This is a genomic window from Kribbella sp. VKM Ac-2571 (genome assembly GCF_004362255.1).
In the GTDB taxonomy this organism is placed as follows: Bacteria; Actinomycetota; Actinomycetes; order Propionibacteriales; family Kribbellaceae; genus Kribbella; species Kribbella pratensis.
This window is the reverse complement of record NZ_SNWS01000003.1, coordinates 586113-607903: the sequence shown is the minus strand read 5'-3', so window position 1 is coordinate 607903 and position 21791 is coordinate 586113. Positions and strand designations below refer to the sequence as shown.

General features: G+C 67.3%; 17 protein-coding genes. 10 read left to right on the top strand and 7 right to left on the bottom strand.

The annotated features are described in order from the left end of the window. Nucleotides 1-105: 105 nt before the first annotated feature. Nucleotides 106-1116: a LacI family DNA-binding transcriptional regulator gene (locus EV651_RS10340; RefSeq protein WP_133784453.1), complete on the top strand. Its 1011-nt coding sequence runs from the start codon at nt 106-108 to the stop codon at nt 1114-1116. A gap of 62 nt (nt 1117-1178) precedes the next feature. Here the strand turns inward: EV651_RS10340 and EV651_RS10335 are convergent, their stop codons facing one another. After that, nucleotides 1179-1991: an SDR family NAD(P)-dependent oxidoreductase gene (locus EV651_RS10335; protein WP_166658558.1), complete on the bottom strand. Its 813-nt coding sequence runs from the start codon at nt 1989-1991 to the stop codon at nt 1179-1181. A 14-nt stretch (nt 1992-2005) separates the two neighbouring features. Then, nucleotides 2006-2836 (bottom strand): SDR family NAD(P)-dependent oxidoreductase, encoded by an 831-nt coding sequence (locus EV651_RS10330; protein WP_133784449.1) that lies wholly within the window; start codon nt 2834-2836, stop codon nt 2006-2008. Nucleotides 2837-2947: 111 nt separating this feature from the next. On the opposite strand from EV651_RS10330, the gene EV651_RS10325 reads away from it, so the two are divergent. Continuing rightward, nucleotides 2948-3496 (top strand): PadR family transcriptional regulator, encoded by a 549-nt coding sequence (locus EV651_RS10325; protein ID WP_133784447.1) that lies wholly within the window; start codon nt 2948-2950, stop codon nt 3494-3496. 642 nt (nt 3497-4138) lie between these two features. Here the strand turns inward: EV651_RS10325 and EV651_RS10320 are convergent. Together EV651_RS10320 and EV651_RS10315 are read right to left on the bottom strand one after the other, a co-directional pair. Then, on the bottom strand, nt 4139-6994 hold the full coding sequence (locus tag EV651_RS10320) for a M36 family metallopeptidase (protein ID WP_238156785.1): 2856 nt from the start codon (nt 6992-6994) through the stop codon (nt 4139-4141). A gap of 274 nt (nt 6995-7268) precedes the next feature. Further along, on the bottom strand, nt 7269-8480 hold the full coding sequence (locus EV651_RS10315) for a peptidase S8 (protein ID WP_133784443.1): 1212 nt from the start codon (nt 8478-8480) through the stop codon (nt 7269-7271). A 333-nt stretch (nt 8481-8813) separates the two neighbouring features. Here EV651_RS10315 and EV651_RS10310 point away from each other — a divergent pair, with 333 nt between their 5' ends. The 6 genes from EV651_RS10310 (at nt 8814) to EV651_RS10285 (ending at nt 15400) form a co-directional block, all read left to right on the top strand. Beyond that, nucleotides 8814-10109, top strand: a complete 1296-nt coding sequence (locus EV651_RS10310) for an extracellular solute-binding protein (RefSeq protein ID WP_133784442.1) — start codon at nt 8814-8816, stop codon at nt 10107-10109. A 197-nt stretch (nt 10110-10306) separates the two neighbouring features. Continuing rightward, nucleotides 10307-10972, top strand: coding sequence for a carbohydrate ABC transporter permease (locus EV651_RS10305; RefSeq protein WP_238156784.1), 666 nt, complete (start codon nt 10307-10309; stop codon nt 10970-10972). Continuing rightward, the gene (locus tag EV651_RS10300) at nt 10969-11781 is read left to right on the top strand and encodes a carbohydrate ABC transporter permease (protein ID WP_238156783.1); all 813 of its coding nucleotides are present in this window, start codon (nt 10969-10971) and stop codon (nt 11779-11781) included. The genes EV651_RS10305 and EV651_RS10300 overlap by 4 nt, the downstream gene beginning before the upstream one ends. Then, complete coding sequence (locus tag EV651_RS10295) at nt 11778-12443, top strand: hypothetical protein (protein ID WP_133784438.1); 666 nt, start codon at nt 11778-11780, stop codon at nt 12441-12443. Before EV651_RS10300 ends, EV651_RS10295 begins: the two co-directional genes overlap by 4 nt. Further along, complete coding sequence (locus EV651_RS10290; protein WP_133784436.1) at nt 12427-14898, top strand: GH116 family glycosyl-hydrolase; 2472 nt, start codon at nt 12427-12429, stop codon at nt 14896-14898. The genes EV651_RS10295 and EV651_RS10290 overlap by 17 nt, the downstream gene beginning before the upstream one ends. 16 nt (nt 14899-14914) lie before the next feature. After that, nucleotides 14915-15400 (top strand): hypothetical protein, encoded by a 486-nt coding sequence (locus EV651_RS10285; protein ID WP_133784434.1) that lies wholly within the window; start codon nt 14915-14917, stop codon nt 15398-15400. Nucleotides 15401-15446: 46 nt separating this feature from the next. Here EV651_RS10285 and EV651_RS10280 read toward each other — a convergent pair whose 3' ends face one another. Then, complete coding sequence (locus tag EV651_RS10280; RefSeq protein WP_133784432.1) at nt 15447-15824, bottom strand: DUF779 domain-containing protein; 378 nt, start codon at nt 15822-15824, stop codon at nt 15447-15449. Beyond that, nucleotides 15824-17347: an aldehyde dehydrogenase gene (gene adh, locus EV651_RS10275; protein WP_133784429.1), complete on the bottom strand. Its 1524-nt coding sequence runs from the start codon at nt 17345-17347 to the stop codon at nt 15824-15826. The genes EV651_RS10280 and adh overlap by 1 nt, the downstream gene beginning before the upstream one ends. 83 nt (nt 17348-17430) lie before the next feature. Here adh and EV651_RS10270 point away from each other — a divergent pair, with 83 nt between their 5' ends. Next, nucleotides 17431-18882, top strand: a complete 1452-nt coding sequence (locus EV651_RS10270; RefSeq protein WP_133784427.1) for a GAF domain-containing protein — start codon at nt 17431-17433, stop codon at nt 18880-18882. 3 nt (nt 18883-18885) lie between these two features. Here the strand turns inward: EV651_RS10270 and EV651_RS10265 are convergent, their stop codons facing one another. Beyond that, nucleotides 18886-19413 carry a hypothetical protein gene (locus EV651_RS10265; protein WP_133784425.1) on the bottom strand — a complete coding sequence of 176 codons (528 nt, stop codon included), beginning with the start codon at nt 19411-19413 and terminating at the stop codon, nt 18886-18888. Nucleotides 19414-19602: 189 nt separating this feature from the next. Here EV651_RS10265 and EV651_RS10260 point away from each other — a divergent pair, with 189 nt between their 5' ends. After that, complete coding sequence (locus EV651_RS10260; protein ID WP_133784423.1) at nt 19603-21765, top strand: (Fe-S)-binding protein; 2163 nt, start codon at nt 19603-19605, stop codon at nt 21763-21765. Nucleotides 21766-21791 lie beyond the last annotated feature (26 nt).

The window sequence follows — 21791 nt, the reverse complement described above, 5'->3', positions numbered from 1 at the left end:
TCTTGAGTCCACACAACCCGAGATCATCAAGCGGTGGCCGCCTCGCGTCCGGGACCGCCACACCGCCAGATCACGAACTACGGCTGTCGTACTAGGGTCATGCGTATGTCCGGAACCAGCCGGAGGCCGACCCTCAAGGACATCGCCGCCGAGACCGGGCTCTCGATGGCCGCCGTGTCGTACGCACTGCGCGGTCTGCACGGCACGCCGGAGACCCGGCAGCGGGTCCAGGACGCCGCCGACCGCCTCGGCTACCAGGCCGACCCGGTCGCCCGCGCGCTCGCCTCCGGCCGCAGCGGCTCCGTCGGCGTGCTCTGCGCCTCGCTCGAGGATCTCTGGCAGCAACGCGTCGCGGCCGCGCTCGGCCGCGAACTCCTCGCCCCGGACCGGAACGCCTGGATCATCGACTCGGCCGGCGACGCCGACCGCCAACTCGAGCTCGCCCAGCACCTGGTCGACCACCGCGCCGACGCGATCGTGGTGATCCCGATCGACCCGGCCGCGAAGGGCTGGGCCAAGATCGCCCAGCAGGCGCCGGTGATCGCGATCGGCGACGCGCTGCCCGGCGCGAAGGCGAAGTCCGAGGTGATCTTCGACAACGAGTCCGGCGTGAGTACGGCGCTGCGCCGCCTGTCGGACGCCGGCCACCGCGACATCGCCGTACTGAGTCCGACCCGCCGCCTCGAAGTCGAGCGCTCCGCCGAGGAGATCGCGCAGCGGGTGGCGGTCGACCTCGGCCTGAAGATCCGCCTGCTGCAATGCCCGCACGACCTGGCCGGCGCGACCGCCGTCGCCCGGACGCTGCTCTCCGGCACCGCCCGCCCGACCGGCATCCTCGCCCTGGCCGACTCGATGGCCTTCGGGGTGTACGCCGCCAGCCGCGAGCTCGGCCTGCGCATCCCGGAAGACCTGTCGCTGCTCGGGTACGACGACCAGCCGATGTCCCAGCTGCTCACGCCGCCGCTCTCGACGTTCCACTGGCCCCTCGACGACCTGGTCGGCCACGTGGTCTCCCGCGTGACGTCCGCCGTCGACACCAACCGCCGGGTCCGCCGGACCACGCTCACCCCGACCCTGATCGAACGCGACTCGGTCGCCGCCCCGCCCAGCAAGTAGGCGAAGCGGCGGCTGATGCGCGACAGGTTCCACACCCTCGAAACTAGACTAATCCACTACACTTACTTCCCGTTGTCCATGATCCGGACATTCGCGAGCTCCTCGGTCGCTGCCCATACCCGCCGCGCGAGCTCCTCGTCGTACGAGATCGGCGACGACCGCACCTGGCTGAACCGGTCGTAGTACCCCGTCGGCGGTTCTTCGCTGGTCGCCAGTTGGATGATCGGCTCGGCGCCCTTTCGCGCAGCCAGCGCGAACGCGGTGATCGCCGCGACCTGCCAGCGCGGGAACTGACGTCCAAGGTTCGTCCGGACGACGCCGGGGTGTACGGCGACCACGTTCCAGGCGGGGCGTCGGCGCTGCAGCTCGTACGTGAACAGGAGGTTGGCGAGCTTGCTCCTGCTGTAGGTGAGGAACGGGTCGAACGACTCCGGCCCGTCCGCCAACCGCTCCGGATCGATCCGCACCGCCCCACCGCGCATCGGCGAACGATGGCCCTCGGAGTTCACGTTCACGACCCGCCCGCCGGCCGGGATGAGCGACGCCAGCAACGCCAGCGTCGACCACGGCGCCAGATGATGTACGGCGAGATTGAGCTCGACCCCGTCCGCACTCTCCTGCCGCGTCGGCGTCATCACGCCCGCGTTGTTGATCAGTACGTCGATCCGCCCGACCCCCGCCAGCCCAGCCAGCCCGGCCGCGACCTGCTCGACCCCGGCCTTCGCCGACACGTCCGCCGCGACCACCGTTGCCTCTGGCAACCGCCTGCGAAGCGCCGCCACCCGCCCCGGATCGCGTCCCACCAAAACCAGCCGATGCCCACGCGACGCAAGCCCTTCAGCCACCCACCGGCCGATCCCCGAAGTCGCCCCCACCACCACAACCGTGCTCACGGGTTGATGCCGTTCAGTCCCACAGCACTGGTCAGCACGCGATCCCTCAACCCTGCTGGGAGTTTCGGGAGGATTCCACCGAGAGTACGAGCCTCGGCAACGGCGTACCGGCGCTTGGGGCGGCGGGCTTCTACCGCTCGGACGATGGTCTCGGCGACCTTCTCCACCGGCCCCGGCTTGAACCGGGCCATCGCCTTCTCGTAGGCGGCCAGGTGCGCTTCGTACAGCTGCACGCGCGACGGGTCGGTGTGCTGCATCGAGGAGTCCGCGGCGGCGCCGGCGCGCGCGAAGATCTCGGTCTCGGTCGTCCCGGGCTCGATCACCACGACCGGGATCTTCCACGCCGCCAGTTCCAGCCGGAGCGCGTTCGACATCGCCTCCAGCCCGGCCTTGCTGGCGGACAACGCCCCGAGCAACGGCATCGCAACCCGCCCGGTCGGCGCACTCACGTTCACAATTCGCCCATGCGCACTGCGAATCAGCGGCAGGAACTCGCGGATGACCGACGCCGGGCCCAGCGTGTTCACCTCCAACTGCCGTCGCCACTCGGCTGCCGGAATCAGTTCGAGCGGGCCCTGCACGATGACACCGGCGTTGTTGATCACCGCCCACAGCCCGTCGACCTCACCCGCGACCCGCTTGGCCGCCGCCGCGACACTCTCCGGATCCGTCACATCCAACGGCAGCACACGCACCTCCGGCCCGAAATCGGCCTGCCCGCGCGCCCCGGCGTACACCGTGAACCCCCGGCGTCGCAGCAGCCCGACCGTCGCCGTACCGATGCCACCGGTCGATCCGGTGACGAGAACCGCCCGTCCCTCTGCCATATCGACTCCCTCTGAGATGTTCTCTAGGACATGTCCCTAGGGACATATGCGAGCATGCACATGTCCGAGGGGACATGTCAAGATGGCGTACGACGTCAGCGAGGAGGCGGAATGTCGTTGCGGCACGGGCTGCTCGGGCTGCTCGCCGAAGGGCCGGCCAGCGGGTACGACCTGGCGGGGCGGTTCACCGAGGTGCTCGGTTCGATCTGGCCGGCGCAGCACCCGAAGATCTACGCCGAGCTGAACAAGCTCGCCGCCGAGGGCCTGGTCGAGGTGGAGAGCGAGGGACCGCGGCGGCGGAAGGCGTACCGGATCACCGACGCCGGCGTGACCGAGGTGAAGCGCTGGTTGACCGAGGTCGACGTCGACCACACCATGCGGCTGCAGCCGCTGCTGCGCTCGCTGTTCTTCTGGATGATGGACACCGACGAACTGCAGCGTCACCTCGAGTCGGAAGCGCAGTACTACCGCCAGTTGGCCGACCAGTACCGCGATTATGCCGAGCGCAAGGACCGCGGTGAATTCGGCTACAGCGAACAGACCCAGTCCATGCGCGTCACGATCGAAGCCGGCGTCCGCCTCTACACAGCCCTGGCCGACTGGGCCGACTGGGCCCAAACGGTCCCGCCGGCCAAACCCACCCCAACCCCCAACCCCTAACCCACCCCCACAACCAGCACACTCCACACGCCTCCACTCCGCTCGACTGCGGTTCCCCACAGACACCCACCACGCGCATCCCCCCGTACGCCACCCGCGCGCCTACGCCGCACCACCCACCCGCGCCCACCCACCACCCGGCCAACACACGAGCTGAAATCCCCTCGCGTGGTGGGTTCTCCCCTCGCACAACAGCAGAGAACCCACCACAACGGTGGATATCCCCTGGCGCGAACCACCCCGTGGTGCGGGTGGATGAGACGCGCGGGTGGAACGGTGGGTAGAACGCGCGGGCGAGTCGAGCGGTGGGGGTGGGGACAGGCGCTGGTGACTGGGGACAGGTAATACCAGGTCCCCACCCACCACTGCCTGTCCCATGACCCCGGATCAGGCTGATCACCACCACGCATCGGACAGGAGAGCCGGGATCCCCGCGCGCGGATCACCTCGCGAGTGGGCCGGTGCCGCGGGTGGGCCGGTGGGTAGGACGCGCAAGTGGGTCGGTGCCGCGGGTGAGTGGGTGGGTCGGTGGCGCGGGTGGTGGATGGCGCGGGTGGTGGGTGGGTGGCGCGGTTGGGGTGGGGTGGGAATGCCGGAAGGCCGGTCGAGCGGGGGCTCGGCCGGCCTTCTCGGGGGGTGCGGTTACTTGGTGCCGAAGACCTGGAGTTCGGTCATGTCGGTGAAGCTGCAGCCGCTGGTGGTGCTGCCGGGGCAGGTGGTGGAGAAGTCCGGGACCTGCGGGCTGAGCATCCAGAAGCGGACGTACTGCACGCCGGTCGCGTTGCCGCTCGGGGTGAGCAGGTTGTACTTGCCCTGGTTGGCGGTGGTGAAGGTGCCCTCCTGAGCGGTCGCCCAGGTGGTGCCGTCGGCCGAGGTCTCGATCTTGTACTGGCCGGTCGACGCCGTGCCCGAGTCACCGCAGGTGGCTGACGGGTCGACGTTGAAGGAGCTGATGTTGACCTTCGCCGGCAGCTTGATGTCGACGTGCTTCGGGACCATCGTGCCCGTCGGCGTGCCGTTGTCGTCGCCGGTGGTGCTGCCCCATCCGGTGCCCTGCGCATTGTCGATCGCACCGCCCGGGCCGCAACCGAAGTCGCTGTAGTCCGGACCGTTGAAGCCGACGACCGACCCGCCGCCGGAGGAGGCGGCCCAGTTGCGGCGCGGCACGAAGTTCGCCTGAGCGCCGGCGCTGACCTTGACGGGCTGGACGAGCAGCTCGTAGCCCGGAGCGGAGACGACGACCTTCGGGTACGTACCCGGCGCAACGCCGGTGATCGTGTACTTGCCGGTCGCGTCGGTCGAGCCCGCGTAGTCACCGGCGTAGCCGGACGAGTGACCGCCGACGTACACGAGCGCGCCGGCCACCGGAGCACCGGTGTCCTTGTCCTTCACGGTGCCGGTCAGCGAGGTGGTCGCGCCTGTCGGCGGCTTGTGGAAGTCCTCGGCCGGGTAGGCGTCGCCGCCGTCGACGACACCGGCGTACCAGCCCATGCCGCGGTTGGCGAACACGGTCCAGATGATGTCGGCGTTCTTGCCGCCGCTGGCGACCAGGTCGGCCTGGACGATCGCGTTGCGCATGTCGAGCATCGTCGGGTCGGCCGGCGACAGCTCCATCGCGCGGGTGATGATGCTCATCGCGTAGGCGCGACCGAACCGCTCACGCAGGTCCCACAGGGTCTGGGCCCAGACCTCGCCGGACGAGTGCACCTCCGGACCGCGGGATCCGATGGTCGGGAAGTCGCCGTACGTGTAGCCGCCCTTGGCACCGTTCGCCTTGACGCAGTTCGGGCTCACAGCCTTCACGCGGCAGTCGATCGCCTGGGTGCGGAACAGCTCGCCGTGCGCGACGTACTTGCCCTCGAGGACCTCCCCCGGAGCGGTGGTGTCCTTCTCGAGGCCGTGCGAGACCAGGTAGTCCATCGCGTAGAAGTCGCTCCAGGCCTCGCCCATCGAGCCGCCCTGGATGCTGTTCAGCGTCGAGTTGCCGGTGGCGTCGACGACCAGACGGTTCGACAGACCGTGCGTGTACTCGTGGTACAGGATGCTGGCGTCGTTGGCGCCGCTGGCCGGGACCCACTGCTCCTGCTCGTCGGACTTGCCCGGCGAGTGCCACAGGTACATCTGCATGGTCGGCGAGGTGCCGTCCGGCGGCGTCGACATGTTCGCGTTGTCGTCGTGGTTGGCGTCGGGTCCGCCGTCCGCACCGGTGGCGGCGCCGTCGAGGGCGTTCAGGTGCACCGGGTCGCCGCCCGCGGCGTCGAACGAACCGGCCGCCGGGGTGAAGCTGATCGGCGCCTTCGCCAGCCAGTCGTGGAAGTTGCTGGCCAGGTAGAACGCGTTGGTGACGTCCTGGTTCAGGTTGGTCTTCCAGGAATCCGGCTTCGCCGGGTCCCAGGTGCAGATGAACGAGGCCGAGCAGAACGACGACGCGTTCTGGAAGGTGGTCAGCTTGTACTCGGCGCCGGTCTTGGTGCCGGGCACCTTGACCGTCTCGCCGGCGTTCGGCTGGTTGTCGTCGTTGACGTCCGCGAAGGCGGCGACCGACGTACCTTCCAGGAGGGTCTTGGCGTTCTTCGGCAGCCACTTGTTGTAGATCAGGTTCTCGACCCGCTGCGTGCCGCCCTTGGGGGCGCCCGGGTAGTTGTCCTGCACCAGCGCGTCGCCGTTGCCCTCGCTGACCAGGTCCTTGCGGTACAGCGTGGCACCCGTCTGGGCGTCGACGACGTGGCTGTAGATCTTGGTGCCACCGGAGTTGGTGTAGGTCAGCCAGCCCTTGCGGAGCCCGTCGGCGGTGTGGAACCACACCTGCTTGGCGGTATCGCCGTTGCTCCACTTGGTGCTCACGCCGGACGTGGTCGCGGTCGCGGACTTCGTCGTACCGCCGGCGTCCTGGATCGCGGCGCTACGGGCGCCCGCCGCGGTGACCTTCGGCGACGCAGCGGCGGACCGGCTCTGCGCGGCGGTGGCGAGGCCGGAGACCGGCGAGCCCATCACCGAGATCAGCTGGCCGTTCTTGGTGACGTTGGCCTTCAGGCCGTTGCCGAACACCTCGACGCCGTCGACGACCTGCGACCAGAAGATGTGGTGCGTACCGAGGTCGTCGACGTAGTCCTTGCGCAGCTTCAGCGTGTCGAGGTCGGCGTCGGACAGCTTGAAGATCTCCGGGTGCACCTTGACATAGCCGAGGGCGACGTCCGTGGCCTTCTTCGCGCTCTTGCCGGTGAGGAAGCCGTTGAGCTTGGTGACCTGGGCCGGCGTGCCGGTGTTCGGGTCGACCTGGACGACGCCCTGGGTGCCGAGCGAGTCGCGGAACTTCTTCGCGGCGGCCGTTTCCTTGCCCTCGACCTTCGCCGCGCGCGCATAGGTGGTGCGGGCGTTCGGCGTCCGGGCGTCGTAGTTGCCCTTGCGGTCCTTGGCTGAACTCTGTTCGGTCTGCGCGGGTTTCTTGCCCTCGGCACCGGAGTTCTGAGCAGCGTTCGCGCCACCGCCGGCCGTCATGGCCAGCACGGTGGCAGCCGCGGAGACGGCTGAGACTGCTAAGAGCCCCCGCCCTCTGCGTGATGTTGTCACAGCGAATCTCCATCAAGTTCGTGTTCGCGGGTCGCCCTCCACGACCCGTCCCCGGGGGCTGACCTTAAGGCTGCCGACGGGTCCGGGGAAGAGAAATCACCGGAATGTCGCGGAGTCGAGGGTTGTCCTTCGTGTTCGGAACAGTACTAGGAGCGATCGGCCGGTTGCACCTAGCTACCGGTCGATCGCTCCTAGTGTCGGATCAGAAGGCTCCGGCGCCGTTCGGCGTACCGAGGCCGGTCGGACCGTCCCAACCGGTGCGGGCGTTGCACCACTGGGTTGTCGGGCAGGTGCCGTTGCTGCCGCTCGTCACGTCGAACAGCGAGCCCGGGTGGGCGTACGGCAACGCGTTGGCGTACCCGGCCGTGTTGCCGGACAGCGCGTAGACCGCCGCGATGATCGGCGCGGCCTCACTCGTACCGCCGAACTGTGCCCAGGTCGACGCCGTCTTGCTCGTCGGGTAGTAGATCGCCATGCCACCCTTCGACGGGTCGGCCGCCGCGGACACGTCGGCCATCGCACGCTTCGAACATCCGGTGTCGAACGAGGACGCGGCGCTCAGAGCCGTGTTGTACGTCGAGCAGCCCGAGCCGGCGCCGTCCCAGACGCTCTCGCTCCAACCGCGAGTGTTGCTAGCAGCAACCAACGACGTACCGCCGACAGCGGTCGTGTACGACGAGGATGCCGGGTAGCTGCCGCCCTGGTAGCCGTTGTCACCGGTGGAGGCGGTGACCGCGATACCCGGGTGGTTGTAGTAGCTGCCGTACGTCGCGTCCGACGCGTCGCCACCGCCGTAGCTGTTGGAGATGGCAACGACTCCTGGCTGCTTGGACGCCGTCACGACCGCGGCGCCGAGGTCGGCGAAGCTCGCCGACTTGGCCTGGACGACGACGATCTTCGCGTCCGGTGCGGCCGCCGACACGGCGTCGACGTCAAGCGCCTGCTCGCCGGCCCAGCCGACGTTGAACCGGGGCAGTGCCGTCCCGCCGTTCTGGTCGATGACCTTCAGGCAGCCGTTGGCCGTCGTACACGCCGACAGGCCGAACTGTGAGCGGTAGACGCCGAGGTCGCGCTCCAGGTTCGGGTAGCCGTAGGCGTCGACGATCGCGACCGTCCGGCCGCCGGCGCTGAGACCGTTCAGCTTGTAGGCGTCGCGCAGGCCGGTCGGGGTCAGACCGGTCGCCGGCGGTGCAGTGGACGCGGGTGCGACACCCTTGTCGTTCACCAGCTTGACCGCCATGCACGTCGCGGTGTGCGCGGCCGTCGTTGCCGAGCAGACCTTGGCGGCATGCTTCCCGGCCGTGTAGGGGGTGGGCGCCGCGACGGCTCCCGATGCGCTCGACACCGCTGCGGTCAGTCCGACGACGGCAAGTGCGCCGGCACCCAGGGCGGAGACGAGAATCCGTTGCCTCAACTGGACTCCTCGAGGTTGGGGCAGGCCTCCGCGGACGGTCCCGTTGGGCCGGTGGGGCGGAGGCCGGCTTGATTTGGGGGTGATCGCATCGTGCGTCCGCCGGAGCACCGGAAGCCAGCGATCGGACCACTGACAAATGTCATGGGTGATCCCGTGACAACCGCCCCGGCTGGACCGGACTTTGCGCGTGATCGCGGCGTCACGAGGGGTGCGCGAGCCGATGAAGGTTTCCCCCTGAGTTTCCGGAGCGCCGACCCTTGACACGGTTTCAGCCTCCGGGACTATGCTGCCGGGATCTCTGAGAAATCGATTTCCCTGCCTGGAGGTTTCGTCATGGACCAAGCCCTGCTCAGCAGACGACGTTTCCTCCAGGCCAGTGCCGGTACGGCGCTCGCCGCATCGCTGGCCGCCTGCGGAGGCGGCGGCAGCGGAGGCGGCGCGTCCACCAAGGAACTGTCGTTCGTCTACATGGGCACGGCCGAGCAGCAGGCGACCTGGAACAAGCTGTTCGCGAAGTTCACCGAGCAGCACCCGGAGATCAAGCTCAAGGCCGAGGGCATCCCGCTGTCGAACTGGGGCGACTTCTTCAACAAGCTCTCCACCCGGATCGCCGGCGGCCAGGTGCCGGATGTCATCCAGATCGCCACCGAGGGCCAGCGGCTGTTTGCGTCCAAGGGCCTGCTCGCGCCGCTCGACGACTACATCAAGAAGGACCAGTCGACGATCGACGAGTACTACGGCGACATGGACCCGAACCTGATCGAGTGGGACAAGAAGTATGCCTCCACCGACGGCAAGACGTACTACCTGCCGGGCGAGTTCAACACGATGTGCATGTGGTACTCGAAGGACCTGTTCGCGAAGGCCGGCGTACCCGAGCCGACCGCGAAATGGACGTGGGACGACTTCCGGCACGCGTGCGAGCAGATCAAGGCCAAGACCGGAGCCTTCGGGTACGCCGCCGACTCGGCATACTTCGCCGCGATCATGCCGTGGCTGCTCACCAACGGGACCAGCAGCTTCTCCGAGGACTGGTCGAAGCCGACATACGACGACCCTCGCGTGATCGAGGCTGCGGAATTCAACCGGAAGCTGGTCGCGGACAAGTTGTCGCCGCCGCCGGGTGGCACGTTCGACGCGTTCACCGCGGCCGCGCAGGGCAAGCTGGCGATGTTCGGCGGCGGCCGCTGGCCGATCATCAGCATCCGGAACCTGAAGGCGACGTCGAAGATGGGCATCGTGCCCTGGCCGGTGAAGGTGCAGCAGGGCTCGCCGGTCGGCTGGAACGGGTACCCGATCCTCAAGGCGTCGAAGAAGAAGGACGACGCCTGGACATTCATCAAGTTCCTGATCTCAAAGGAAGGCTCGTCGACGTTCGCCCAGCTCGGCGGCACCATCGTCCCGGCGCGGAAGTCGATCGCGAACAGCCAGTCGTTCCTCGATGACGCGCCGAAGGGGACGGAGTACCTCTACCAGGCGCTCAGCTACGCGACCCCGATCCCGTCGCCGGACAAGGGCGCCGCCGTACAGAAGGCGATCGAGGACGGCTGGAAGCAGGTGCTGACCGGCAACGCCGCACCGGCCGACGCACTCGGCAAGGCCCAGACCACGCTGGAGGGATTGGTCTGAAACCCCAACGTCGTGACTGGCTGCCGGGCTATCTGTTCATCAGCCCGGCCATCCTGCTCTTCGTCGTCTTCGTCGCCGGGCCTCTGGTCGCCGCCTTCGCGCTCAGCCTGTTCCACTGGGATTTGCTGAGTACGCCGGAATTCGCAGGTCTGGACAACTTCAGGCAACTCGTGACCGACGGCGCCACCGTGCGCGCCGTGATCAACACGTTCGTCTTCGCTCTCGCGTCGGTGGTCACCCATATCGGGATCGGGACGCTGCTCGCGCTCGGCGTCCACCGGACGATGACGCGCGGAACGAAGTACTTCGTCAGAACCGCCTATTTCTTCCCTTTCCTGGTGTCCTGGGCCGCGGTCGCGCTGATCTGGAAGTACGTCCTGGATCCGGCGTTCGGGCTGGCGAACTACTACCTCTCGGCGACGACGAACTGGCTGGCCTCGCCGACGCTCGCGTTGCCGACGCTGATCGTGGTCGACTGGTGGCACACGATCGGATACACGTTCATCATCCTGCTGGCCGGGCTGCAGACCGTGCCGGCGCAGCTGCACGAGGCGGCGCGGGTGGACGGCGCGAACGCGTGGTGGCGGTTCTGGAGCGTGACGCTGCCGGTGATGTCGCCGACGATCTTCTTCGCCACGGTGATCACGTTCATCGGCGCGTTCCAGATCTTCGACCCGATGGTGATCATGACGCAGGGCGGCCCGGACGGCGCGACCCGGAGCATCGTGCAGTACACGTACGAGAAGGGCTTCCAGTCCTTCGAGGTCGGGTACGCCGCCGCGCTGTCACTCGTCCTGTTCGTCGTGATCATGGTCGTCACGGGCCTGCAGTTCCGCCTGAGCCGAAGGTGGGTCCACCAGTGAGGGGCAAGCTGCTCGACCTCGTGCTGGTGCTCGGCGGGGTGGTGATGATCGCGCCGCTGGTGTGGCTGGTCGTGAACGCGCTGTCGGAGCCGATCGACGCGTTCCAGCTGCCGCCGCGGTGGATTCCGCGACCGCCTACGCTGCAGAACTTCCAGCAGGTGCCGGACCTGATCCCGTTCGCGCGGATGGCATGGAACAGTCTGCAGATCGCGGTGATCACGACGGCCGGCGCATTGCTGACGAGCGCGCTGGCGGCGTACGCGTTCAACCGGCTGCGGTTCCCGGGGCGGGACCAGATCTTCTCGGTTCTGCTAGCAGCGCTAGTTGTTCCGGTGCAGCTGACCGTGGTGCCGATCTTCATCATGATGCGCTGGCTGCATCTGGTGGACACGACGGTGGCGATCTGGTTGCCGGCGTTGGTGAACGTGTTCGGGATCTTCTTCCTGCGGCAGTACATCGCGTCGATCCCGCGGGAGCTGGACGAGGCGGCGATCATGGACGGCGCCGGGCATTTCTGGATCCTGTTCCGGGTGATCCTGCCGCTCGCGCGACCGGGGCTCACGGCACTCGGGATCTTCGTCTTCGAGGCGTCCTGGAACAACTTCTTCTGGCCGTACATCTTCCTGTCGTCGCCGGAGAAGATGACGCTGCCCGTCGGGCTGGTGTCGTTGCAGGGAGCGGTCGGCGGCGGTCCGGCCGTCGTACTGTTCGCCGCGATCACCCTGGTGGTGCTACCGATCCTCGTCCTGTTCCTGATCTTCCAGCGCTCCTTCATCGCCTCGATCGCGTCAACGGGCCTCCGCGTATGACCAACCACCCCCGCGCCACGCGCGACCACCTCCCGACCGCGCTCAAGGCGCTCTGGCACGAGCTCCCGCTCCTGGCCACCGCCGGAGCCCTCGTCGGCACAGCCGCCGCCTTTGCTCTTTTCCTCAGCCCAGGGCTATCACCACCTAGCGTCTTGCTCGCAACATTCGCAATCGCCCCGGTCTGGGCAGCTGTCATTGCCACCACGGATGCAGTAGTTCGCGAAGACCGCGGTGGCGTCGTCCTACTGCTGAAGAACCTGCGAAGGCATGCCCTAGCAGGGCTGGAGGTAGGTGCGGTCCCGGCGGTAGTGACCGCACTCGCTCTACTGAACTGGCAGCTGTACGCCGGACCGCTCTTTGCCCTCCCCCTGGCAGTCAGCGGCTGTGCCGGCGTGCTGCTAGTACTCGCCTCCTGCTACGCGTTCAGCCTGCGTGTCACCACAGGACTGCGCGGCAAGACACTCTGGTTCACCGCACTCCACCTGGTCGCCCGAGCTCCGCTGGTCCCACTCGGCGTACTCGCACTCGTTTTCGTAGCGTTGGTACTCGGGACCTCGGTTACCGCGTCACTACTCCTGCTCGCCCCCGGTCCGGTGGCGTTGTTCGCCTCTGCCGGCACCTGGACTTCTTATGGGACGGAGAAACATGCACTACACCGGTGAGAACCTTCGACACTTCGCACTGCCGTTGGGAGGTCTCGGCACCGGCACCGTCGCGCTGGCCGGCAACGGCGCGCTGCGGCAATGGCAGCTGCACAACATCGGCAACCACGAAGGACATGTGCCGGACAGCTTCTTCGCGATCCGCCTCTCCCAGATCGAGCCGCCCCTCGACGAGATCCGCCTCCTCCAAGGTCCACCACTGGACCCGTCAGACACTCCGCTCGTCACCGACGACGTCGTACCCACAGGTGAACGTCGGCTGCACGAGGTCATCCGCCCGATCGGCCCGACCAAGGTGACCGCCACTTATCCCCAGGCACATGTGGACTACGCGACCGACCTGCCGATCGAGATCAGCCTGGACGTGTTCAACCCGTTGGTGCCGTCGGACGCCGCCGCCAGCTCGCAGCCCGTCGTCGGGTTCACCTTCACGCTGCACAACCCAGGTGGCATCGCCATCCACGGCAAGCTCGCAACCGCGCTCCAGAACTCGGTCGGCTGGGACGGCGTCACACCGGTCGACGGCGTGACCTGCAGCCTGTACGGCGGCAACACGAACCGCACCCGTCGCGGCGCCGGCTGGACCTCACTCGTCCTCGAAAACACCACCCTGCCTCTCGATCACCCCGGTTCCGGGCAGCTGGTACTCGCGACCGACTCCGACGCGTTCACTCACCCGCAATGGTCCCGCCCGGACGAATTGGTTGCCTTCCTCAACGGTCCCGTGCACCAGGCGAGTGGTGCCAGCGCTCCGGGCACCACCTGGAACGGCGGCCTCGCGGTGCCGTTCAACCTCCGACCAGGTGAGACCGCCAAGGTCCGGTTCCTGATCGCGTGGCACTTCCCGAACCGATATGTCGACTTCAACCAGTTCGGACCGCACCCGGAGTACGGTCACACCCGCTTCTGGCTCGGCAACGCGTACACCCGTCGTACGCCGGACGCCGTCGCCGCGGCCGACCACTTCATCGAACACTGGTCCGAACTGGAAACACTGACGACCGCCTGGACAGAGGCGTTTGAGGAGAGCAGCCTGCCCGGCGAGGCCGGTGCACGGCTAGCAGCGCTAGCGGCCGACGTACGGAGTCCAACCGTCTTCCAGACCGCGGACGGCGACGTACTCGGGTTCGAAGGCGTTCTCGGCGCGTCCACCGCGATGTGGGGCGGCCGGTACGGCGGCTCGTGTCCACTCAACTGCACGCACGTGTGGAACTACGAGCAGACCCTGTCGCGCCTCTTCCCGGCGCTGGAGCAGAACATGCGTGACACGGAGTACGACGTCATGCAGGCACCGGAGGGGTACATCCCGCACCGGGTCCGCGCACCGCTCTACGTGAAGCAGTTGTGGGACGTGGTGATCGGTGGCCCGGAAGAGCCGGCCCTGGACGGCATGCTGGGCGCGGTACTCAAGACATATAGAGAGGTACTGCAGGGCGCCGGTCTGGACTGGTTGGGTCGACGTTGGCCTCAGGTGGTCCGATTGCTCGACCACATCCACGGCAAGTGGCTGCGGGACGGCGTACTGCGTGGCATCCAGCCCAGTACGCACGACATCGACCTGTGTGGTGTCAACTCGTTCATGGGCACGCTGTGGCTCGCTGCACTGCGTGCGGCGGAGGAGATGGCGCTACTGCTCGGTGAGGACGCCAAGGAGTACCGCAGCCTGTTCGACACGGGCAGCACGGCGTACGACGAACTGCTCTTCACCGGCGAGTACTACCGGCAGGTCCTGGACCCGGACGAGACCCGTGACTTCCAGTGGGGCGACGGCTGCCTGGCCGACCAGCTGATCGGGCAGTGGTGGGCGCACCAGCTGGACCTCGGTTACCTGCTCCCGGAGGACCACGTGCGTACGGCGCTGCGCAACGTCGTACGGCACAACCTGCGGACCGGTTTCCGCGACTTCGACCACCCGTACCGCGTCTTCGCCGACGGCGACGACACCGGACTCCTCATGTGCACCTGGCCACACGGCGGTCGCCCCGACATCCCCACGCGGTACTGCGACGAGGTCTGGACCGGCTCGGAGTACCAGGTCGCCGCCCACTGCCTCTACGAAGGCCTCACCGATGAGGGCTTGTCCATCCTGCAAGGCCTCTGGACCAGGTACGACGGAACCCGCCGCAACCCGTTCAACCCGATCGAATGCGGCGACCACTACATCCGCAACGCCGCGGGCTGGTCCGTCCTCGAAGCCCTCACCGGCTACCGCCACAACGCGATCACCAAGACCATCACCTTCGCGCCCCTCCCCCTGGCCCGATCAGGCAACACCTGGCAGTTCCCTTTCACCACCAACACCGGCTGGGCCACCACCACCCACGACGGCACCACCCTCACCATCACCTGCAAAGCCGGCCACCTCGACCTCCGAACCATCACGATCGACGGCACCACCTACTCGATCGACGCCCCGATCCACCCCGGAAAACCCTTGGTGATCGCAACAACCTGACGCCTACCGTCGAGGCATGTCCCTCGTCGAGCGCGCGCAGGCGTTGCAGGCCGAGGCCCAGGAGCTCTACCACCTCCTGGACCTCGGCACTGCGTTCCCATGGGAGCCGGTCCTGATCGGGAGCGCGCTGTCGGGGTTGATGGTCGATCGGGATCTCGACGTCATGTTCGACGCACCGAACGCGACAACCGCCGCCATCCTCAACGGCCTGATCACCCTGGCCGGCCGGGTGGAGTTGAACAGCCTCGACCTTCGGGATGAGCGGGGGGAACGACGGCCTACGCCGGCGGTGACCGATGAGCGGTTCTACGTCGTGCTGCATACCGACAACTGGAAGATCGACCTGACCTTCTGGCTGCACGTGGTGGAGCGGCCGCATGTGGCTGAGGCGTTGCGCCTGAAGGGAGCGAGCGACGGGCAGCGGCGACGGATTCTGGAGTTGAAGGATGCCGATGCCGACCGGGACAGTTCGGCGATCTACGCCGCCGTACTCGGGAAATAGAAGAGTGCCGGCCGTCCGGCAACGCCACCGGACGGTCGGCACTCGATCAGGGGAGTCCTAGTTCGGCGGACTCTGTGTCGGTGAAGAGGCGGGAGCGGATCAGGAAGCGGACGCCCTCGGGGGCCTCCACCGAGAAGCCGCTGCCTCGGCCTTTCACCACGTCGACGGTGAGTTGGGTGTGCTTCCAGTACTCGTACTGGTTCGCGGACATCCAGAAGCCGATCGGATCGTCTACCCCGTCGACGATGAGATCACCGAGATGCACGTCCGCCGACCCCGTGATGAATTCCCCGTCCGGGTAACACATCGGCGAGCTGCCGTCGCAGCAGCCACCGGACTGGTGGAACATCAGCGGACCGTGCATCCCGGTGAGGCGGCGCAGCCAGTGCGCCGCCTCGTCCGTGAGCGACACCCGTTCGACCATCAGAAGAAGCCGAGCTTCGACGGGCTGTAGCTGACCAGCAGGTTCTTGGTCTGCTGGTAGTGGTCGAGCATCATCTTGTGGTTCTCCCGGCCGATGCCGGAGTTCTTGTACCCGCCGAACGCCGCGTGCGCCGGGTACGCGTGGTAGTTGTTCGTCCAGACCCGCCCGGCCTGGATCTCCCGGCCGGCCCGGTACGCCGTGTTGATGTCCCGCGACCAGACGCCCGCCCCGAGTCCGTACAGCGTGTCGTTGGCGATCTTCATCGCGTCGGCGTAGTCGTCGAACTTGGTCACCGCGACGACCGGGCCGAAGATCTCCTCCTGGAAGATCCGCATCTTGTTGTCGCCCTCGAAGACCGTCGGCTGGATGTAGTACCCGCCGGCGAGGTCGCCTTCCAGTTCCGCGCGCGCTCCGCCGGTCACGACGCGGGCGCCCTCGGCGCGGCCGATCTCGATGTAGGCGAGGATCTTCTCGTACTGGTCGTTGCTGGCCTGCGCGCCCATCATCGTGTCGGTGTCGAGCGGGTTGCCGAGTTTGATGGCCTGCGTCCGGGCCACCGCGTCGTCCAGGAACGAGTCGTAGATGGACGACTGGATCAGCGCCCGCGACGGGCAGGTGCAGACCTCACCCTGGTTCAGCGCGAACATCGTGAAGCCCTCGAGCGCCTTGTCGTAGAAGTCGTCCCGGGACGACGCGACATCGGCGAAGAACACGTTCGGGCTCTTGCCGCCGAGCTCGAGGGTGACCGGGATGATGTTCTCGGACGCGTACTGCATGATCAGCCGGCCGGTCGTGGTCTCACCGGTGAACGCGACCTTGGCGACTCTGTTGCTCGAGGCAAGCGGTTTGCCGGCCTCGACCCCGAACCCGTTGACGACGTTGAGTACGCCGGGCGGCAGCAGGTCGTGGATCAGTTCGAGCAGCACGTGGATCGAGGCCGGGGTCTGCTCGGCCGGCTTGAGTACGACGGCGTTGCCGGCCGCGAGCGCCGGCGCCAGCTTCCAGACCGCCATCAGGATCGGGAAGTTCCACGGGATGATCTGCGCGACCACGCCGAGCGGCTCGTGGAAGTGGTAGGCGATCGTGTTGTCGTCGATCACCGACACAGATCCCTCCTGGGCCCGCAGCGCGCCGGCGAAGTACCGGAAGTGGTCGATGGCCAGCGGCAGGTCGGCGGCCAGCGTCTCGCGGACGGCCTTGCCGTTGTCCCAGGACTCGGCGACCGCGAGCAACTCGAGGTTGACCTCGATCCGGTCGGCGATCTTGTTCAGGACGTTGGCCCGCTCGGCCGGTGACGTCCGTCCCCAGCCCGGCGCGGCACCGTGGGCGGCGTCGAGGGCGCGCTCGACGTCCTCCGCCGTACCGCGAGCGATCTCGGTGAAGGTCTCACCGGTGACGGGAGTGGGGTTCTCGAAGTACCCGCCCTTGACCGGCGGCACCCATTCGCCGCCGATGTAGTGGTCGTAGCGCGACTTGAACGTGACCGGGCTGCCATCCTGCCCAGGAGCTGCGAAGATCGTCATTGGTTCTCCTTCGGATACCCGACGTTGAACCGAAGGTAGGAGAATGAACGTTGCACCGACGTTGCAGCGCGGAGTGAGGCGGCATGGACGCACCGGATCAGGCCCGCCGGTTGAGCGAGTTGTACGACGAGGTTCTCAGCGGCGGCCGGGCCACGGCCGACCCGCGACCGCTCGTCGCCGCCTCCTGGGAGCGCTCTCTGGCGGCCGCGGTGGACCCCGAGCTCGACGCGCCGCCGGTGATCGTCGACCCGGACGTGGTCGCGGCGCTCCGTGAGAACCACCCGCTGCAGGCCGTCCTCCCGGTGCTCCGGCAGACGCTGACCACGATCGCCGACGAAGCGTCGCACATCATGATCATCACCGACGCGCAGGGAACGATTCTGTGGCGCGAGGGATCGTCGGAGGTGAAACGCCAGGCCGACCGGATCGCGCTGTCCGAGGGCGCAGTCTGGTCGGAGGAGAAGATCGGGACGAACGGCATGGGTACGTCGCTCGCCGTCGGCCAACCGGTCCAGATCCACTCGGCCGAGCACCTGGTCCGCCGGATCCACGAATGGACCTGCGCCGCCGCGCCGGTCCACGATCCCGACACCGGCAAGCTGCTCGGGGCGGTCGACGTCTCCGGACCACTGCGCACGGTCCACCCGGCCATGGTCGCCCTGGTGACCGCGGCGGCTCAGCTCGCCGAAGGACAGCTGAAGGTCCGGATGGCCGCTGCCGACGAGATGCTGCGCGCCCGCAACATGCGGCACCTGATGGCGCTCGGCGACGCGCCCGGCGCCTTGCTGACCCCGACCGGCCGCGTGCTCGCCGTCCAGCCGCTCGAATGGTTGCCCGACCGCCTCGTCGTACCGGACGGCGCCGACCGCATCGACCTCGGCGACGGCCGGGAAGGTCTGGTGGAGCGCCTGGACGAGGGCTTCCTGCTCCGCATGCCCGGTACGCCGGTCCGCCGTACGCGACCGTCGTTGCGGTTGAAGCTGCTCGGTTCGGGGCAGCCGATCGCGGTCGTCGGCGGCCGCGAGATCGCGCTGACGTTGCGGCGCGCCGAAGTACTCGCACTGTTACTACTGCAGCCGACCGGCCTCACGGCCGAGCAGCTGATGCTCCAGTTGTACGGCGACGAGGGCAACCCGACGACGGTCCGCGCCGAGATGCACCGCCTCCGGAACCTGCTCGGCGGCGGAGTCCTCGACACCAAGCCGTACCGCATCATCGCCGACGTCACCGGCGACGTGACCGAAGTACAGAAAGCCCTCCGCCACGGCGACCTCACCAAGGCCCTCGACCTGTACGCCGGCCCACTGCTGGCCCGCTCGGACGCACCGGCACTGCGGGCCGAACGTGACGAACTCGACGCCACCCTCCGCCGCGCGGCCCTCGATGCGCGCAACCCCGACCTGCTGTGGCAGTTCGCGCAGACCGCCACCGGCGCCGAGGACCTGGAAATCTTCGAGGCCCTCGCCGCCGGCCTGCCGACGGACGATCCACGCCGCGCCGGCGTCGCCGCCCGCCTCACCCGACTGCTCGACTGAGATCTACTCCCGGCCGACGAGGATCCACAGGTAGTCGCGGTTCTTGGTGGGGAAGGTGGCGGTCTTGTTGCTGACTTCCTTGGTCTTCTTGCAGTCGCTGGTGGTGTACTTCCAGCGCACGACCTGGACCCGCCACGACTGCTTGAGCTGATGCAGGCGGCGTACCTTGTTGGCCGGCACTTCGGCGGTGTACGACCAGCTGTCGGTGACGGCGTGGGACTTGCCGACCGTTTTGGAGTACTTGTTCTGGATCTCGGCGATCACCAGCGGGATGCTCACCCCGAGGTCACCCGACCAGGACGAGTTCGACTCCGAGGTGGCGGTCTTCTGGTAGGTGATCCGGCCCGGGCCCTCCATCCAGTCGCTGTAGAGGTTCGTGCCGACGTACACCTCGTGCCCGCCGCGGGTGTACCAGTAGACGGTGTTCGTGTCGCACTTCTTGGCCACGGCCGGTGCCGCGCTCGCCGCGGCCGGCACCACCAGACCGGTCGCGATCAGTACTCCAGCAGCGATTCCCCGATGAAGACGCATGGTTCTCTCCCACCGAAACCGATTGACAGATACTGCGGTTGCAGTAGTTAGAAACTTACGGATCGGTTCATCTCGAGGGCAACGAATCTTCTGTAACGCTGTGTGTCGGTTCGATGACAGCCGAATTGGCGGCGTGACGAGCCCTACACAGACATGACTGACGGGTAACCGACCAATAACATCGCTGGTATGCAGATCCTCGCCATCGTCGTCTCGCTCGCGGTGACCCTCGTCGCCGTCGCGCTGTTCGGCAAGACGATCGGGCACATCGTGTCCGTGATCAAGCTCGGTCAGCCGGTCTCCCGGACCGATGAGCCGGGCAAGCGGACCGTCACCCTGATCAAGGAAAGCCTCGGCCACACCCGGATGCTGCAGTGGAGCCACATCGGGGTGATGCACTGGTTCGTCGCGTTCGGGTTCATCGGGCTGTTCCTCACGCTGGTGACAGCGTTCGGCCAGCTCTTCGACCCGCACTGGGCACTGCCGATCATCGGGCACTGGTTCGTGTTCGAGTGGGTCAGCGAGGCGCTCAGCTGGACCGGCCTGCTGTCGATCATCGGTCTGATCGCGATCCGGTTGCGCAACCTGCCGCGTCGCTCGGGCGGCGAGGAGGGCCGGTACTCGCGGTTCTACGGGTCGGTGTCCTGGCAGGCCTACTACGTCGAGTACACGATCCTCGGCGTACTGATCTGCATCCTGTTGCTGCGCGGTCTCGAGTACCAGCTCGGAGCGGGCGACAAGTTCCACTTCCCGATGACGTTCTTCCTGGGCAGCGGACTCTTCGGCGGGCTGAGCCAGCACGGTCTGGAGAACGCGGTCTACCTGGTCGCGATGGTCAAGATCCTGATCTCGTTCGCCTGGATGATCACGATCTCGCTGAACGCGACGATGGGCGTGGCGTGGCACCGGTTCACCGCCTGGCCGAACATCTGGTTCAAGCGCAAGGCCGACGGCGGTACGGCGCTCGGCGCGCTGCAGCCGATCTCGGTCAACGGCGCCCCGATCGACTTCGAGAACATCGACGAGCTGGACGAGGACGCGACGCTCGGTGTCGGCAAGGTCGAGGACTTCACCTGGAAGGGCCTGCTCGACTTCACCACCTGCACCGAGTGCGGGCGGTGCCAGTCGCAGTGCCCGGCGTGGAACACCGACAAGCCGTTGTCGCCGAAGCTGATCATGATGAACCTGCGCGAGCACGCGTACGCCAAGGCGCCGTACCTGCTGGCCGCCGATAACGACGCCCGCAAGTCGCTGCCTGAGCTGGTGCTCGCCGAGCAGGACAAGCCCTTGGTCGGGCCCGCGGACGTCGCGGTCATCGACGAGGATGCGCTGTGGGCGTGTACGTCGTGCGGTGCGTGCGTGCAGCAGTGCCCGGTCGACATCGAGCACGTCGACGCGATCATGGACATGCGCCGGTACCAGGTGCTGATCGAGTCGTCGTTCCCGTCCGAGCTCAACGGGCTGTTCAAGGGCCTGGAGAACAAGGGCAACCCGTGGAACATGAACCCGTCCGGCCGGATGGACTGGGCCAAGGACCTGCCGTTCGAGGTCAAGCAGGTCGGTTCGGACGTCGAGTCGCTGGACGAGGTCGAGTACCTGTTCTGGGTCGGCTGCGCCGGTGCGTTCGAGGACCGCGCGAAGAAGACCACGCAGGCGGTGGCCGAGCTGTTGAACATCGCCGGCGTTTCGTTCGCCGTACTGGGTGACGGCGAGACCTGCACCGGTGACCCGGCGCGGCGGTCCGGCAACGAGTTCGTGTTCCAGCAGCTGGCGATGCAGAACGCGGAGGTCTTCAAGGAGACGAATGTCAAGAAGGTCGTCTCGACCTGTGCGCACTGCTTCAACACCTTGAAGAACGAGTACTCCCAGCTGGGCGTCGAGCTCGACGTCATCCACCACACGCAACTGCTGAACCGGCTGGTCCGCGACGGCAAGCTGACCCCGGTCGCGCCGGCCGAGAGCTCGCTCAACGGCCAGAAGATCACCTACCACGACCCGTGCTACCTCGGCCGCCACAACCAGGTGTACGACGCACCGCGCGAGCTGCTCGACATCATCCCGGGCGCGGAGTACGCCGAGATGCCGCGGAACCAGACGAAGTCGTTCTGCTGCGGCGCCGGCGGCGCGCGGATGTGGATGGAGGAGAAGCTCGGCACCCGGATCAACCTGAACCGGACCACCGAGGCGGTCGAGACGGGCGCCGACAAGATCGCCACCGGCTGCCCGTTCTGCCGGGTGATGCTGTCCGACGGCCTCACTGCCAAGCAGGCCGACGGATCGGCCCGGGAGTCCGTCGAGGTCCAGGACGTCGCCCAGCTCCTGCTCGCTTCCGTAAAGCGTGGGGAAAGCTGATCTGCAACTAGCTGCAAAACACTTCC